Origin of the sequence: Mesorhizobium amorphae (assembly GCF_014843845.1) — a bacterium.
In the GTDB taxonomy this organism is placed as follows: domain Bacteria; phylum Pseudomonadota; class Alphaproteobacteria; order Rhizobiales; family Rhizobiaceae; genus Mesorhizobium; species Mesorhizobium amorphae_A.
In genome coordinates, this window is sequence record NZ_JHQS01000013.1 from 96,728 (window position 1) to 112,749 (window position 16,022).

A 16,022-nucleotide genomic window follows, 5' to 3' on the forward strand; every position below is an offset into this window, starting at 1 on the left:
CAGGCTATGATGCCTCGGACATTCGACGGGTTGTCCCTGTTCCCGGCCTGACCGGTCTCGCCATCACATCGCGTCGCTCTCACAACCTCATGGAGCCAATCGATCGGCTCGAACTGTTCTCTGTCCTTAAAATTTCATCTTCTTCGAACCTTACGCCGCAAGGTTCGCGGCATGACGAGCTTGATAGGTCTCGCCGCGTAACATGATCGCCCAGACCACACGGGCCATCTTGTTCGCCACGGCCACACTCGCCAAGCGCACGGGTTTCCTGGCGAGCAATGCGACAAGCCGAGGATCCGCTGTCTCCGGTTTGTATCTCGCCCGACGGATCAACGATGTAGCGCCGACCACCAGGAGCTTTCTCAGATACCGGTCGCCCATCTTGGTGATGCGGCCGAGCCGATCCTTGCCGCCGCTCGAGTTCTGGGAAGGTGTCAGCCCAAGCCAGGCGGCGAACTCTCGACCCGAGCGGAACTGTCCCGGATCGGCAACGGATGCAGCCAATGCTGTAGCCCCTACCGGACCGATACCGGGGATCGTCGACAAGCGTCGTGCGACGTCGCCGGTTCGTTGGAGGGCACTGATCGAACGGTCGATCGCCTGGAGACGAACATGGGTGTCGAGCACCTGCCCGCACAGGAGACCGAGAACCTGCGTTGCCATTGCCGGCACTTCCGGCGTCGCTTCCTTCGCGGCGATCTGGTGCGCCAGCCTGAGCGCCCGCTCCAAACCTTGGGGAATGTCGATGCCGAACTCAGCCAACAAGCCGCGGATCATGTTCACGAGTTGCGTGCGCTGCTTGACCAGAAGATTGCGTGTGCGGTGAAGCGACAGGGCCGCCTGTTGCTCGGCCGACTTCATCGCCACGAAGCGCATGGTCGGGCGTGTCACCGCTTCGCAGATCGCTTCCGCGTCCACCGCATCATTCTTGCCGCGCTTCACATAAGGCTTCACGTAGCTCGGCGGCATCAAGCGGATCTCATGGCCGAGCTCCGTCAGTTCTCGAGCCCAGTGATGTGACGTCCCGCAGGCCTCGATCCCGATCAGGCAGCGCGGTAGCTTGGCGAAGAACGGCAGGACCTGCGACCGCCGCAGGGCCTTGCGCACGACAACGCCCCAGACGCGTCGACGGCATGAACCTGAAAAATGCGCTTGGCCAGATCAAGGCCCACGGTGGTAATCTGCATGGCGGATGGCTCCTTTGCTCGGGTTGCCTGACAGCAAACCCACTGTGGCACTCAGATGCCGGGAGCGGGAGCCATCCACCTCATCTGTCTCGCCAGATTGGTAACGTGCCGGGGTCAGACCCAGATGCGCGCCGACATCCCTCGAGCGACGTTAGCGGTCCGGCCGATCGATCGTGGCACGAAAGGCGAGCGCGGTGATGGGTCCCACACCTGGAACGCTCATGAGTCGCCGGCAGACTTGCTCCTGGCGGGCGATAATGCGGACCTGCTTTGTCAGTCGCCCGAACTCGCGCAGCATGGTGGCGAGGATCACCAGAAGCGGCTCGACAAGCGCCATAATGACCGTATCTGCGCCAATCAGTTCGCGCACGCGATCAGCGAAGGCCGCGCGGCTTGGAGTGCCAAGCTTGATGCCGACCTCCCGCAAAATCGCCCTCACGACATTTTCGATCGTCCGCATTTCATTGAGGACCGTGCGTCGCGCGACGAGGAGGGACCGCCAGAACCGACACTGCCGGCTCTTCACATGCACCTGCCGATACCAGCCGGTGCGCATGATCTGCGCCAAGGCGCGGGCGTCGTTGCGATCGGTTTTGTTCGGCATCGTTTTCATCGCCGCGTTGGCCCGCCTGGTCTCGATGCAGATCGCCGGCAATCCTTCGGCGCGAATGCCGTCATAAAACCAGGCCGTCAGCGAGCAGGCTTCGAGCCCAATGCGCTCCAGCGGCAGATTAATTTTCCGCAGGGCCTCATAAAGCGCCCTCGGCTCACTCGCCGCCCGCCCTTCCTTCACGATCCGGCCGCTCTCGTCGACGACACAGATCGCGGTCTCTTCCAAAGACACGTCAAGTCCGGCAAAATACTTCATGGCTGCTCCTCCTGATGTTTGTGGCGATCTACATCGACCACGTTCTCACATCTCGACAGGAGCAGCCCGCCCTCAATCTGGCTCGGGCGAGACCCCAATCACCCCATCTGTTGAAGAAGTCAGGCTCTTTCGCAAACGAAGCCTGAATCGTCGGCGTTGTGGATGTAGAAGTGGCCGACGAGGCGCCCTGCAGTGCCAAAGACAACCCAGCCGCGGCCACAGGCTGGGTCGTTTTCATCATGCCCCTCCCACGAGAATTCCGCGCAGGCTGAGCCATCGCGGGTGCCATATCGGACATCGAGGAAGCCCTTGAGTGCGCCGAAGGCGATCTCGCCATCCGCCGAGCCTTTGAATGTCAGATGCGCTTCCTCGACGAGATCAAGGAAGTCGTTATCCCAAACATCCATCTCGACGATGCGCCAGCGGCCGGCAAAGGCTTGGCGAAGCTGGGAACCTTGGCCATCAGCCGGTCTCCGCCATGAGCTTTGGCAGTCGCACCAGATTGTAGGCAGCGGCTGCGAAGGTGAAGGCCCATCCGACACGGTCGCGGCCACGGAACCTGGTCTTGCGCTGGCCGGCCACGACCTTGATCCAACCGAATGCCTCTTCGATGCGCTTCCTGATGCGCTGGCTGACGGCATAGCCGCCATGCCGCGTCGTGCGCCCATCGATCGCGGAACTGCGACCGCTCGTGTTCTGCGCTACATGCGGCGTCACCCTCATCGAGCGCAGCTCATTGACGAAGTCTTCCGCGTCGTAGGCCTTGTCGGCGCCGAGCGTGATCGCCTGTGGCCGCTCCGCGCGAGGTTCGATCATGTGCAGTGCGGCCACCCGCTCAGCATGTCCGTCGGCCAGTGTCAGGCAGGCGTCGACCAGCAGGCCGTGGCGGTTCTCCATCAAGCCATGTCCCATAAAGCACAGCCTGGCCTCCTTGCCTTTGCCTTTGCGATAGAGCCGGGCATCCGGATCGGTGGTCAAGGCATGGGTGTCGTTCGAGCGCTTGTGGCCATGGAAGTCCGCTTCCGCGTTTCGCCCGCCCCCTTCAGCCGGCGGCTCGCCCGAACCGTCCTGCGGTTTGACGCTCTTCATCGATGCCCACGCCTCGATCAGTGTGCCGTCGACCCAGAAGTGGTCCGTAGACAGAAGCTTCTTCACCTTGGGCTGCGCCAGCACGCAGCAAGGAACTTCGTCGCGATGTCGCCCTCCAGCAGCCGGTCGCGGTTCTTGGAGAACACCGAATGGTCCCAGGCCGCGTCATCGACGCCGATGCCGACGAACCAGCGGAACAGAAGGTCGTATTCCAGCCGTTCCATCAAAAGCCGCTCCGAGCGGATCGAGTAGAACGCCTGTAGCAGCATCGCTCGCAGCAGCTTTTCCGGCGGGATCGAAGGCCGCCCCATCGGCGAATACAGCGCCGCCAAGTCCCGCTCCAACGCTGCCAGCGCCTCGTTCACAATCGCCCGAATGCGGCGCAACGGATGATCGCGCCGCACCCGAGCCTCGAGATCAACATAACTGAACAGTTCGCCAGACCGTTCGTCTCCGCCGCGCATGCCTCATCACGCTCACGTCCTCGCTGCGAGCCACTTTTTCAACAGCCTGCTAAAGGTCTATCACATCCGCATGGGGATACAGTCATTTTACGTAAGCGTAGATTACGAAAGCTTTGCAGACGGTGATAGTCGTAAACAATATTTTTGAACTCTGAAATTTATATTTTAACTTGACATGTCATGCCGACATCTGGGCGCGTTCTCCAGACTACGTCAGGTGGCCGGCGTCGCCGCTGCCACGATACCTCGGCTTCACACCGTTCGGCGGTTCATAGCCTAGATGGCCTTATCGGCTATGATGGCTATGATAAAATAATCGAGACGAATACCGAAGGGACTGGCGGCGTTATTCAGAACGGCCTCGCGGCAAGAGTCTGGAGCAGCATACCCAACCCATTGACATATATGGCGCTCAATAAACTCGATCCGCTCGGCGTTGAAGTTCGAGCTGAATCGATCATCGCTCAGTACAGCAAGTAAGGCCAATCTTGTTTTGAAGCCCTCCAACGCGACCCGTGGCGAGCCTGTCTTGGTTGGGCGTTTTGCATCCTCAGAAGTGTGGGAGGAACACATTGACCGGGGCCCCCGCAACCCATACGTCGTTCAAGAGTACGTCAAGCCCGGAGTGGTCACGGCTCGCCGCTCGATCAAGAAAATGGCGTATGGAATTGACTGTTATGTATTCGGTGGCTTTGCAGGTTTTCAGTCGCGCGCCAGCGCACCGAGGAAGGTGAGTTGGTGGCCATGCCGCGAATGGGACATTCGCCGTTTTGCTTGAGCAGGATTGCGGCGGCGAGGCGCACGATGGCGGAGAGCAGCAAGGTACTGCCAGAGCTGCTGTCCGAGCTGAGGTCGGGAGTCGGACTGGTTCATAGTACCCGTGAAGCTATCGAAGGAAACGAGGCGAGACGGAAGGGAAACGCCTGACGCGCAAGCTGACGGTGCTGCGACAGGATGCCTGGCGGCTCATGCACGCGCCAATGGCTGCGCAGCACAGGTGGTTCGCTGCCGTTCGGCGTGGACCCTACGGCTATTACGGCATGGATTCCATCGGCAAATGCGCCGAATATGGCTACTGTGTCTGAGACGACGCTGCCAGAAAAGCCGGCGCATGGGCTGGTCGGAGTTCGAGACCCTGGCGGCGCGCTTCCCCCAGCCAACTCCGCGCATCACTCGAACTTGGGCGCAAGCACGGATATGACGCGGGTTACCCTCGCGAAGAGCCGGGTGCGGGAAATCCGCCCGCTCGGATCTGTGACGGCGAAAGCCGAATGGCTGAGCTACTCGACCACAATCAGCCTAAGCGGCCATGCCTGCAATGCCGCTTCACCACCGAGGATCCTAGTAGGAGTCAGCCGTTGCAACAAAGCTTTCAAATAAATTCACAGCATCTTTGCGACCGCAAGTCGCCGACCGTGGTACAGATGAGGCACGGCTAAAAGAGCGGGTGCCGGCTAACGCTCGGACGACCGCACAGCACGCAACATCGGAGTTAACAGCCAATGGCAAGAAGAGCGCTCATCCTGATTGAAGGCGCAAGTAATATGCTGCTATTCGTCCAAGCGGCCCGGCGCCTTGGCCTTACTCCCATCACCTTGTCGGCTGATCCAGCTCGGTACGACTATCTTGCGGCGGAAGGGATTGAGGCAATCCGTGTCGATACAGGCAATCTCGATGCGCTGATTCGCGAATGTTCCCGGTTGCGTCCGACCTATGACATTGCTGGCATTACGTCCGCCATGGAGTTGACCTATGCGGCGGTTGGCAAGCTCTGCCGGCATTTCGATCTACCGGGACCGAACGCAGCATCGATTGAGCGATGTTGCGACAAATTCGTTCAACGTCAGCTCCTCGCGCAGGCCGGCGTCCCAATACCTGCTTATCGCCTAGCAACGGATGCGGCGGAGGTAGAAAGCTCTGCTGCGGAGATCGGCCTGCCGGTCATTGTAAAGCCAGCCGCCGGCATCGGCAGCATGGGGGTTCGATTGTGCCGCAGTCTCGATGAGTTGGCCGAACATACGACCTATTTGTTGGGTGAGAAGCACATATGGCGGTCGTCACCAAGGATACTGGTCGAAGAATTCGCACAAGGCCCGCATTATAGCATTGACATAATGGGACATGAGGTCTTTGGGATTGCCGCCGCTGACTTCGGCCGCCCACCGCATTTCGTCTGTCGCGAGTACATCTATCCGGCCCTGCTGACTGATGACGAGCATACGCGTATCGCCAATGTTTCGCGGAGCTGTTTGCAAGCCCTCGGCCTTGGCTGGGGGCCAACGAACATCGATCTACGGTGGACGAAGCTTGGTCCAGTCGTCATCGAAGTCAATCCGCGTCTTGCAGGCACGCCCATCCCTCAACTGGTCCAGCTGGCTTACGGCGTCGATATCATCACCGAGCACATCAAGCTTGTTATCGGGGAGAAATGGAATTTGCGCAGAAGGCATTCGCAGACTGCGGCCGCGCGGATCCTAGTTCCTGACCGCGATGGCATCCTCGATTGGATCTATGGCGACAGTCGGGCGGCTATCGTATCCGGTGTCGCCGAGGTCAAATTTTTTATTGAACCCAAGACGCCGATCGTCAGGGAAGGCGATTACCGAGACAAGATCGGACATGTCATCGCCGCTTCGCCCAGCCTTGCTCAGACCGAGGCGATACTTCAGCGTGCTGTCGACTTGATCGATTGGTCGATCACACCATTTCCGACCCTTGGCGAATAGGAACGATCGGCGGCTCCTGACCTCCTCGCACCACCGCAGGTGCGCTAATAAGAGGTGATCGTCCCCGAACGTTGGGTAAGTGCGAAGCTGAGGCCGTTCAGCTCTGGTAATTCCAAGGCATGAAGGCATCGATATCGCTTTTGGCCAGCCATTGGCGATGCGCTCGAGGGTCTGGGTGAGCCAGGCATGCGGATCGACCTGGTTCATTTTGGCGGGTGGCCAGCAGGTGGCGACGGTGGCCCAAGTCCGTCCGCCGTCGACCCTGCCTGCGAAGAGGCTGTTCTTTCTCGTAATTGTTTGCGGCCTGATGACGCCCTCGACGTTGTTGGAGTCGGGCCCGATACGCCCGTCGCCGAGGAAGCGCTCGACCGTGGCCCGTCGGCCGAAGGTATAGCGGATCGCCTCGGCGGGTTTCGACTTATCCGACAGCTTCGGCAGTTCCTTTTCCCAAAGCGCAAAGAGCGCGGCTACAGTGGCGGCCCTGACGTGCCGCCATTCGGGCAGCCGGCCCCTAGTCACGCACTTCCTCCTCGATAGCCCACAGCGGGATCATCTGCGCCACCGTTTGGTACCCGACTCCTCCGCCGCACAACTCCAAATAAAACTGCGCTCTGGATAATGTGACTTATGGGGAGCCAACGTGGAAGCCCGAACCTGACCTGCTTTCCTTCCTCCGATCCCTCTGTTTTATGTGACAAGCACCGTCGGCCTTTCCGCTGGACGGACGAGTCGGCAGTGTGCAGCTCATAAAACTCGCGCCGCACCTTCCTCTGGACGGGGTCAATGGTGGCAGTCCGTCTGTGGAGCAAGGGCCGCAAGGAACGGTTCGTGCCGAAATGGCATCCACGGCCGATGCATTGCACCGCCTGCAGGCATGACGGCTGAGGATCAGCGGCTGTTTTCGTCTACCCTCATAGCCAGCCCCTGACCCGCGAGGGCGTGGCCTGCATCCTGGCCAAGCACGCCTCAGCAGCAGCAGCCCAGGATCGCCGACCCTGGCGCGCGATCGCATCACGCCGCATGTTTTCGTCACAGCTGTGCCGTCGCGCTGCTGACGTCGGGCGCCGACGTGGCCGTAATCCGCGACTATCTGGGCCACGCCAGCGCAACCAAGAGCCGCTACATCGCCAACAATCTGATGATGAAGCGCGATGCGCTGCAAACTTCTGGAAACATGGCGATATGAGTTGCGGATCACCCCACAGCAGGCCGGTCACCTCGCTGACCCGCGCGCCGCAATTATAGAGAAAAAGCAGCAGCGTGTAGAGTCGCGCCAGCGCTGGCGGGTTTGTCGGGCATCGATTATGGCCCGGATCTCGGCGGCTTCGAGATAGCGGGCCGGTTGCAGCCGCGCCCACTTCGATGGCAGTGCCAGCATCGGTGTATAGCGGAGCGCATTGTCGAGGTCGTTGCGCAGCAGGTGCTTGAAGAAGCTGCGCAGCGCGGCGCGGCGGCAGTTGCGTATGGCGGGAGAGTTGGCTCTTTCGTTCTCGAGGTGATCAGGAAATGCGGCGATCATGTTGGCGTCGAGATCGTCCACCCTGAGCGCGGCGACCTCGCGGTTCTGAGGCTGGGCTGCGAACAACAGCAGCAGTGCGTATCGCGATAGGCGGATCGTATGCGAGCTCGCACCGCGCTGCGCGGCAGTAGTTGGTGAAGAAGGAGTCGACGAGGGCGAAAAGCGTCGGTGATCGGGTTTGGCTCATTGGGGCTGCCGTGCCCGTCCCGCATGCTGTTCAAATTGGGTGCTTGCCAACTCCAGCAGTTGTGGCGTTGCCTTCAGGTATAAACCTCGGTGCCAAGGACGTTCCGATGGCTGTGCTCGGACACATAGCTGGCGGGATCGCGACGCCGGCGGAAAAGGTAGAGCTGGCGAAGGACACCGAACTCGCTTGCGAGCATGACAGCCTGTTGCGGCCGGGAAGGCGCCCACACCAGCACTGGATGGCCTCCGCCAAGGGGATGGTGTCTTCTTCGCTCCAATGCTGCCGGACAAAGCGGAGTGCATCCGAGGTCGACCGTTTCCCGTGTTGCGCAGTCCGGACCGAAATCCGCGAGATTGATCCTGACGAGCTTCGACAGCAGCGCCTCGAGAGGCCCTATGCCGGCCCGCGATACAATCTCGAACGGGAGTCAGGTCAATGACTGTTATCAACGTACTTAACAGCGGTACGAAAAACTTAACAAATTTTTTCTTTCGGTATTCTCTGCTCTATGCAAACATCGAAATGGAGCAGTCGAAAAATCGAGAGAGAAAATCACATGAATAAAAAGATGAGTAATCCAATTTCCTTACCTGAGATTGAATCATACTTCAGCGAAGATTACTTTCACTTTGGCGACGTGGTCAATCCACCGGAGATAAGTGACCGACAAGCGGGAGCAATTTGGGAGCTTCTTTCTCTTGGACAAGGCAGTTCAGTCCTTGAACTCGGATGCGGTTATGGGCGGATTACTAACCGGTTGGCGGAAAAGGGAGCGCGGGTAGCCGGACTTGATATCTCGCCGATCTTGCTAAAAAAAGCCGAAGCTGACGCGGCTGAACGCGGGGTAGATGTTGAGTATATTCTTGGCGACATGCGCTCACTTCCCTGGCGAGATCGATTTGACGCGGTTTTTCTGTGGTACACGACGTTTGGCTATTTCGATGACGCTGACAATGAGAGAGTTCTTCGTGAAGCCGCTTCTTCACTTCGAAAGGGCGGGCGTCTACTAATCGATCACATCAATCGCTTCGCCGTGCTTCGCCACAAGTCGCCTATTTGTTACGTGGTGCAGCGTGACGACGATCTAAGAATCGATATAATGAACAACGATGTGCTAACTGATCGTCGGAACTGCGAAAGGATCATCGTCCGCAATGGATGCGTTAGACGAACGCACCTTTCTTTCAGACAGTATGGGTTTTCTGAATATGTTCGCATGTTGCGAAGCGCAGGATTCGAGACTGTTGAATCTTATGGGCAGGAAGGCGGAGCGTTTACGTCCGATAGCCCGCGCCTTGTGGTTGTCGCGTACAAATAATACCAACGGCCCGGGAGCATTGACCTGTGCCCAACTACGAGAGGTGATTGAGGCTAGAGGTGAGGTTTCAATAGGTTGTTAATTCGGTCCTGACCGAGGAAGCTGAAGTAGCTGAAGCTTTAGCGATAACTGCCCGGGCAGACGGCGCCGAAGATGTACGCCCATTGGTAGCGTCTGTCGCGCGGGCGGCTGCCACAGCGAGCTCAGATCCGGTGCAGCGCCCCTTTCTGGCCGAGACGGGTCTCGTCCTGGAACCAGACTTCGAGTGGGACAGCAAGTATGCTGCGGCGATGATGACACTGAAGTAGCCGAGGAGCTTTCAGTGTCAATTTCTATGTCTGCAGCTATGCCAGCGGATAGAATTGATTGAGGCGGTTGCGGATCGCTTCGAGGGTGCACCGGTGGCGCGGAGGCGGCGATGGTCGGATGCGTTCAAGACCGAGATGGTGGCAAGGAGCTCTGAACCTGGCGCCAATGTTTCGGCCCTGGCTCGGGAGATTGGGATCAGCCCATCGCAATTGTTCGGCTGGCGGTTTGGCCTGCTGCCGGTTCAGTGGACAGGCACTTAAGCTAACATCGCTATTTCCTCGAATTCTACTGGGCTGAGATAGCCCAGCGTCGAGTGGCGCCGCTTGGGATTGCAGAAGCGCTCGATGTAGTCGAACACATCCGCCCTAGCGGCATCTCTCGTCCTGTAGACCTTGCGGGCCGTCCTCTCGGTTTTGAGCGACGAGAAGAAGCTCTCCATCGCCGCATTGTCCCAGACATTGCCGGACCTGCTCATTGAACAGGTGATGCCATGGTGGGCCATCAACGTTGGAACTGCTCGCTCGTATATTGGGCGGATTCAACGGTCGTCGCAACACCCTGGAGTTGGAGGTTGCGATGAGCATTCGAAGGCGGCGATCGGATCGGTCTGGACGAGCGTCATGGGTCGGCCTCCCGTAGCGGGGCGCGATGAACAGCGCCGATTTTGGCTAGCGATCGCCACAGGAATGAGCAGCGAGGATGCTGCACTCGAGGTCGGTGTGTCACAGCCTGCAGGAACCAGATGGTTCCGAAAGGCAAGGGGCATGCCACCAGCGATGTTCAGATCCTCGGCAAAGCCGCTCTCAGGGCGGTATCTGTCGTTGGTTGAGCGCGGATACAGGGCCATTTCATGCAGGAGATCGGGCGCCGCCTTGGTCGATCCGCCTCGACGATCTCCGTTGAGCTGCGGCGCAATGCAGCCACCCGCAGTATCGCGCGACGACCGCCCAGTGGCACGCCGAGCGATCGGCTCGACGCCCCAAACCGACCAAGCTTGCGCTCAATGCGACCTTGCGCACTTATGTGGAGGAGAGATTGGCCGGCATTGTCGTCGCTCCGAGCGGCATTCCCGTTCCCGGTCCCGCCGTGTCCTGGAAGGGCCGCCGGCATGGCCAGCGACAGGATCGGCGATGGGCCCGGAACAGATAGCCCGGCGTTTGCTAATCGACTTTCCGGACGACGAGACAATGCGCATCCGCCACGAAGCCATCTATCAGGCACTGTTCGTCCAGGGCCGTGGGGCGCTGCGCCGCGAACTGACGGCCTGCTGCGAACAGGGCGGGTGTGGGTGCCGAGGGCGCGAGTGCGCAGGCGCGGCAAGGGTTTTGTCTCGCCGGAGATCATGATCAGCCAGCGTCCTGCCGAAGCAGTCGATCGGGCGGTGCCAGGGCACTGGGAAGGAGACCTCATCCTGGGCCTTGGCAGCTCGGCGATTGGCACGCTCGTCGAGCGCACGACGCGCTTCACGATGCTGTTGCATCTTCCGCGCCTTGTGGGTCACGGTGACGCGCCGCGCGTCAAGAACGGGCCTGCGCTCGCGGGCCATGGTGCCGAGGCTGTGCGTGACGCGATCACGCGCACAATCATCACCTTGCCCGCAGATCTGTGCCGATCGCTGACCTGGGATCAGGGAGCCGAGATGGCCCAGCATGCGCGATTGAAGATCGATGTGGGCGTCCAAGTCTACTTCTGCGATCCCCAAAGCCCATGGCAGCGCGGCACCAATGAGAACACCAATGGACTGCTACGCCAGTACTTCCCGAAACGCACCGATCTGAGCGTGCACAGCCCCGAGGAGATCGCCGCGGTGGCGGCAGCTCTCAATGCGAGACCAAGAAAGACGCTGGGTTGGAAAACGCCCGCAGAGGCGCTTGACGAGTGGCTGCGGTAGGTCAACAAAATCGGTGTTGCGACGACCGTTTGAATCCGCCTTGGCTGCCCTGATCGGAATGGTGCAGCAGACTGTCGGGCTTGCCTCTCCTCCAGATCGCCATGATGAGGGCGTCGGTGACGAGTTGGGCTGTCATCTCGGCCTTCATCGACCAGCCGACGACGCGGTGCGAGAACAGGTCGACGACCGCGGCGACGTAGAGCCAGCCTTCCGCGGTCCAGATGTAGGTGAAGTCGGCCACCCACTTCTGGTTCGGCGCCGATGCCTCGAAGGCACGGTCGAGGATGTTGTGCGATACTAACGCCACCAGTCGCTCTCCAGCATCCTTCGGCAGGCCACGCCGACGTGGCCGGGCTCGCAGGCCGTTCTCCCGCATCAGCCATTCGTGCGAGGCAGGCCGCAGGAGAGCCCTCCGCCAGGATGTCGTGCCGGACCCGGCGTGTGCTTAGGTGCGGTCGCTGCTCTTGAAGCTTCGGTCTATCTCGACAAGAAGAGCCTCGTCATACCGGGACCGGGCGCTGGGGCTTCGGTTGAGCCAGGCATGGAAGCCGGAACGGGACACATCCAGTGCACTGCACAGCCCTGCCACCGGCCAGATGCTCCGGTGTTTCGCGATGAAAGCGAACCTCATGTCACTTCTCTCGCGAAGTAGGCTGCGGCCTTTTTTAGGATGTCGCGCTCCGCCTTGAGCTTCGCCACTTCGCGTCGCAGCTTGTCGATCTCGAGCTGCTCCGGCTTCATTTGGCCGTGGCCGGAAACGCATGCTGCGGATCGGCCGACAGAGCACGTATCCATTTGCACGGCACATTCTCGTGCAGCTCCAGATCCCGAGCCGACTGCGCGACCGCAACCCCCGTTCCTTCACCAGCCTCACAGCCTGAAGCTTGAACTCGCGGCTGAACTTTCTTCTCTCCCTGGGAAAACTCCGGTTCCATCTTCAACACCTTAACTCGGTGTCCATGGAACCGGCAGCAGGCCAGGCTGCGGCGCCCAAGACGGATGAGGTGGAACGCGCCGGCAAGGATGAGGCGGCCAGCCTTGGAGGCTTCAGGCTCACCATTCCCGAACCATCGAGATTGACGTCAATGGCATGACGGTCCGGGTCGGTGCGACTGTGTGCGAGGACCATCTGCGGCGTGTTTTGCGGGCGGTGCGTTCAGCATGATCCCGGCAGGGGTGAAGGCTTATCTTGCCAGCCACCCGGTGGACAAGGCATCGATGGCCTCCTTGCGCCGGTGCCGGATGCCGGCTCGGAGCCGTTCAACGGTGCGCTTGACGTCTTCCGCGCGAAAAGAGCCGACAGAATCAAGCTCGTTTGGTGGGATGGCTCCGGCGTGTGCCTCTATTTGAAGCGACTTGAAAAGGCGAAGTTCTGCTGGCCGCGGATCGGTCATCACCGGGTCCAGATCAACCACGCTCAACTGATGGCTTTGGTCGACGGAATGGACTGGAAACGGGTGCGGACAGAGACCGTCAGGCGGCCGCAATCGGTTGGGTGAAACCCTGCGCCTGATGAATCAGCGTGCTGAAAAGGCGAGAAAATCGCCCGCGAATATGCTCTGATTTGGGCCATGTCGGCACCCGATCTTGCCCACCCGGGCGACGTTGACGCGCTCAAGGATGGGGTAGGCGGGCGCCGGCTCGGCGCCGATTATGTGCCGCGTCTCACCTGCTGAACCACTTGAGCAGGATGGAATACTCTGCCGGCCTCGACGCATCGCTGGAAACGGCCAGCATCAAGGTCGATGCCGAATCGAATGCGATCGTCGCCGTCCTTGAAAGCTTCGGTAGGCCGTTCAAGCGGATTGAAGCGGAGCCTACCCCCTCCTGGCTCCATAGTGGGCTGCGTTCGGCGGGTTACCCGGCGATCCTGGCACACGCTGATCGAATTTTGCGGCCTGGTTTGGCACGGTCATCGTCGATGAGGATGGAATCTATGAACCCCGCCCTCCAAACGATCGGATATTGCTGCGCCATAAAAGCGACGATGAGCGAACTCGAACTGTCGCTGCGGGGCCGTTCGACGGAAGCGTTGAAGCAGAAGGCACGACGGGGCGAGCTGTTCTTCGCGGTCGCCGTCGGCAATGTGAAAGTGGGCCGTGATAAAATCGAAACGGATCCCGACCTGCGGGTGCGCGAGGCGATTGGGTTAGTCTTCACCCACTTTTGACGAAATGCAAAGCATCCGCCAAGTGTTTTTGCCACTTCGCAGTGATTCAGTCGCGGGCGGCCTCATAGGTGCCGGCGATCCGCTTGATAGTAAGCCTGGCCTGGCCGGCTTCGTCGCGCCAGCGCTGCAACAGCTTCAACAGTGATGGCGCTTCGGCGTCGATCTTCGTTAGGGCTGGCGTTTGAGGCCCGGAGCAAGCGCGGCGACCAGCCACTTCGCCTGGCTCATTTCGATGTCTTGTCCTGTTCAATGGCGGTAAGGCTCGCGTCAAAAGATCGCGAACTGGGCGCCTCGTTCTGAAGAGTTGGCTCTAACAGCGCCGAACGATCCCACATCCTCGCCGCTCGCCCATGGCATCTCACGTCATTTTCGCGCTGAGATCGAGCACTTGGCTACCGGGTAACGTAACCGAAATCCTGCGGCCCTCGCATGCCTTGCGATGATGTGGCGTATCGCGCTTGAGCGGCCAAGGACCGTACGGCATCTGCACGAACAGATGCCGGGTCCTATTTACATTCATCAAAATCGCTTCGTGATATATTTTTATAAATTAATACTTTGATTTACGCTAAATCCTTTATATGTATCGCGCCGATTAGTGTATATTCTCGTCGAATGGATAGCGTTCAGGAGCATTCCATGTGATCTCACTTCGACAAGGTGTGCGAGTTCGATGCGGCCTCGCCTGGAAGGTGTTAGGCCAGGCCCATACGCCGCTGTTATGGTGGAACAGTGCTGCGGCATTGGACCAGGCGTCATCCAGGAAACGGGAATGGCCCTTCAATGCAACCGTGCCCGGCACCTTAACCGCCATTGCCGTAGTTGGCCACCCGGGGAGATAGCCGATGGGTTTAGAGATCTCTGCGATAGTCCTCTTGGTGTACGACGGATACACAATCCGACCAGAATGAGTAACTCCACACTGAATAGCCCATAGTCACAGGATGATCCACGGCCACAACAGGGCCCTCCAAAGCCGGTGTCCGTAAACTCAATCATTCACCCTCTCGTCCTTGAGGTCTGGCGGGAGAGCAACTCTATCGCTCTGCTCGCCGACAGCTGATCACCAGGAGAACTGCGATGTTTCCCAATAGTTTAGATTCGTACTTCGCCCAGTTGAATAAGATAAACCCGGTGGCCTTCAAGGCCATCGAGCCTCGAATAGTTAGAGAATCATCCGCTCGCTTTACGAATCTGACCAATCTCTCGCGCAATGAGTTCACCTCAGAAGGGCGTGGGGCGAATTACCTCGATAGCATCCAACTGTCGCTGCTGGCACGATCGGAGGGAGTGATGGATCTTCTGGGCAAGATGCACCCCAATGGTCGCGACGGACTTTGTTCATCGCTGATCATCTGCGATCTTCTCGCCGGTGACGGTTACGTCAATAAGGTAGCGCACCGGCTCTTGGGTGCGGCGCGCTGCCCGACCTTCATCAACTCTGACATCTCTCAGTTCATGGTGGAGCATTGCATCCGGGACGGCCTGTTTGCCATCTGGCAAAGCGCGACCGATCCGTTCTGGATTAGAGACGGATCGGTGGATGGTGTGCTGATGGCTTACGGCACGCACCACATCCCGCGCGCTCAACGCGCCACCGCTGTCCAGGCTGCTGCGCGAATTCTCCGGCCCGGTGGCATCTTTGTTCTTCATGACTTCGAAGAGGACTCACCCACTGCCCGCTGGTTCGCTGACGTGGTGTCAACTCATTCCGTGACGCCGCACGACTATCCTCATTTTACCGCGGGCGAGGTGCTCGATCTATTCGCTGTTGCGCAGTTCGATGACGTAACTGTGCAGCGAATAACAGACCCGTTCGTATTCCACGGAGGAGACGAGGAGAGCGTTCTCCAATTACTAGCCAATTACGTCGTGAAGATGTACGGGCTAGAGAAGCTCCGGGCCCACACGCAGCGCGTGCTCGCGCTTCTTGATGAATATTTCGGGCTGGTCGTGACACGTACCTCTCACGGTGAGTTCGAAGCGCGCATAGTGCGCAACGCCTTGGTCGGCAGCGGGCGACGGGTGTGAAGTACAGTATCGCAGGCCCCACCAAAGGCCGAATTCTGCTTGGGAATGCACGGGCAGATGTTAATCAGCTTCCAGTCGATCCTTGGCCGGTGCTTTGGTTCCTCACGCTCCTGGGCATACAGCCCCGTGAGGCCGAGCGCTGGATAGCGCTTCCACTTGCCGATCGGCGGCAGGTATTTGATCTCGACCGCCACTGTCTCAGGCTTGCCTTCGCATTCCGCCAAGCGATCGCGCAAGCGGAAATGGGCAGATTCGTGGGGGCC

8 protein-coding genes and 9 pseudogenes are annotated in these 16,022 nt (G+C 59.5%); 7 read left to right on the forward strand and 10 right to left on the reverse strand.

Annotation, left to right across the window (positions count from 1 at the left end):
• Positions 1-150: 150 nt before the first annotated feature.
• The 5 genes and pseudogenes from DH08_RS06945 to DH08_RS06965 all read right to left on the reverse strand — a co-directional run bounded on the left by DH08_RS06945 (position 151) and on the right by DH08_RS06965 (position 4,429).
• A pseudogene (locus tag DH08_RS06945) lies at positions 151-1,187 on the reverse strand (IS110 family RNA-guided transposase).
• A gap of 58 nt (positions 1,188-1,245) precedes the next feature.
• Positions 1,246-2,055: pseudogene (locus DH08_RS06950) on the reverse strand (IS110 family RNA-guided transposase); the annotation flags it as partial.
• Positions 2,056-2,174: 119 nt separating this feature from the next.
• Positions 2,175-2,518, reverse strand: a pseudogene (locus DH08_RS06955) (hypothetical protein).
• Positions 2,518-3,608, reverse strand: a pseudogene (locus tag DH08_RS06960) (IS5 family transposase). The pseudogenes DH08_RS06955 and DH08_RS06960 overlap by 1 nt, the downstream one beginning before the upstream one ends.
• A gap of 647 nt (positions 3,609-4,255) precedes the next feature.
• The gene (locus DH08_RS06965; RefSeq protein WP_192178621.1) at positions 4,256-4,429 is read right to left on the reverse strand and encodes a hypothetical protein; all 174 of its coding nucleotides are present in this window, start codon (positions 4,427-4,429) and stop codon (positions 4,256-4,258) included.
• 681 nt (positions 4,430-5,110) lie between these two features.
• Here DH08_RS06965 and DH08_RS06970 point away from each other — a divergent pair.
• Complete coding sequence (locus DH08_RS06970) at positions 5,111-6,334, forward strand: ATP-grasp domain-containing protein (protein WP_192178623.1); 1,224 nt, start codon at positions 5,111-5,113, stop codon at positions 6,332-6,334.
• 97 nt (positions 6,335-6,431) lie between these two features.
• On the opposite strand, the pseudogene DH08_RS06975 reads toward DH08_RS06970, so the two are convergent.
• Positions 6,432-6,950: pseudogene (locus tag DH08_RS06975) on the reverse strand (IS66 family transposase); the annotation flags it as partial.
• Positions 6,951-7,547: 597 nt separating this feature from the next.
• On the reverse strand, positions 7,548-7,874 hold the full coding sequence (locus DH08_RS06985) for a hypothetical protein (RefSeq protein WP_246800710.1): 327 nt from the start codon (positions 7,872-7,874) through the stop codon (positions 7,548-7,550).
• A 722-nt stretch (positions 7,875-8,596) separates the two neighbouring features.
• Between DH08_RS06985 and DH08_RS06990 the strand changes: the two genes are divergently transcribed.
• Complete coding sequence (locus tag DH08_RS06990; protein ID WP_192178625.1) at positions 8,597-9,358, forward strand: class I SAM-dependent methyltransferase; 762 nt, start codon at positions 8,597-8,599, stop codon at positions 9,356-9,358.
• Positions 9,359-9,492: 134 nt separating this feature from the next.
• Here the strand turns inward: DH08_RS06990 and DH08_RS36090 are convergent.
• Positions 9,493-9,624, reverse strand: a pseudogene (locus DH08_RS36090) (IS630-like element ISAli3 family transposase); the annotation flags it as partial.
• 135 nt (positions 9,625-9,759) lie between these two features.
• On the opposite strand from DH08_RS36090, the gene DH08_RS36820 reads away from it, so the two are divergent.
• The gene (locus DH08_RS36820) at positions 9,760-9,927 is read left to right on the forward strand and encodes a transposase (RefSeq protein WP_345892364.1); all 168 of its coding nucleotides are present in this window, start codon (positions 9,760-9,762) and stop codon (positions 9,925-9,927) included.
• Here the strand turns inward: DH08_RS36820 and DH08_RS07000 are convergent.
• Positions 9,924-10,207 (reverse strand): annotated as a pseudogene (locus tag DH08_RS07000) (IS3 family transposase); the annotation flags it as partial. The gene DH08_RS36820 and the pseudogene DH08_RS07000 overlap by 4 nt on opposite strands.
• 36 nt (positions 10,208-10,243) lie before the next feature.
• On the opposite strand from DH08_RS07000, the pseudogene DH08_RS07005 reads away from it, so the two are divergent.
• Positions 10,244-11,558: pseudogene (locus tag DH08_RS07005) on the forward strand (IS30 family transposase).
• Between the two features lie 40 nt (positions 11,559-11,598).
• On the opposite strand, the pseudogene DH08_RS07010 reads toward DH08_RS07005, so the two are convergent.
• Positions 11,599-12,432: pseudogene (locus DH08_RS07010) on the reverse strand (IS3 family transposase); the annotation flags it as partial.
• A gap of 361 nt (positions 12,433-12,793) precedes the next feature.
• Here DH08_RS07010 and tnpB point away from each other — a divergent pair.
• The 3 genes from tnpB to DH08_RS07025 all read left to right on the forward strand — a co-directional run bounded on the left by tnpB (position 12,794) and on the right by DH08_RS07025 (position 15,759).
• Positions 12,794-13,057, forward strand: coding sequence for an IS66 family insertion sequence element accessory protein TnpB (tnpB, locus tag DH08_RS37330; protein WP_192178627.1), 264 nt, complete (start codon positions 12,794-12,796; stop codon positions 13,055-13,057).
• Between the two features lie 191 nt (positions 13,058-13,248).
• Positions 13,249-13,728: a hypothetical protein gene (locus DH08_RS07020; protein WP_246800712.1), complete on the forward strand. Its 480-nt coding sequence runs from the start codon at positions 13,249-13,251 to the stop codon at positions 13,726-13,728.
• A gap of 1,080 nt (positions 13,729-14,808) precedes the next feature.
• On the forward strand, positions 14,809-15,759 hold the full coding sequence (locus DH08_RS07025) for a class I SAM-dependent methyltransferase (protein ID WP_192178629.1): 951 nt from the start codon (positions 14,809-14,811) through the stop codon (positions 15,757-15,759).
• The last annotated feature ends 263 nt before the right edge of the window (positions 15,760-16,022 follow it).

Coding starts and splice junctions, on each gene's coding strand:
- DH08_RS06970 (WP_192178623.1), top strand. CDS start 5,111: ATGGCAAGAAGAGCGCTCATCCTGATTGAAGGCGCAAGTAATATGCTG.
- DH08_RS07020 (WP_246800712.1), top strand. CDS start 13,249: ATGGAATACTCTGCCGGCCTCGACGCATCGCTGGAAACGGCCAGCATC.
- DH08_RS07025 (WP_192178629.1), top strand. CDS start 14,809: ATGTTTCCCAATAGTTTAGATTCGTACTTCGCCCAGTTGAATAAGATA.
- DH08_RS06990 (WP_192178625.1), top strand. CDS start 8,597: ATGAATAAAAAGATGAGTAATCCAATTTCCTTACCTGAGATTGAATCA.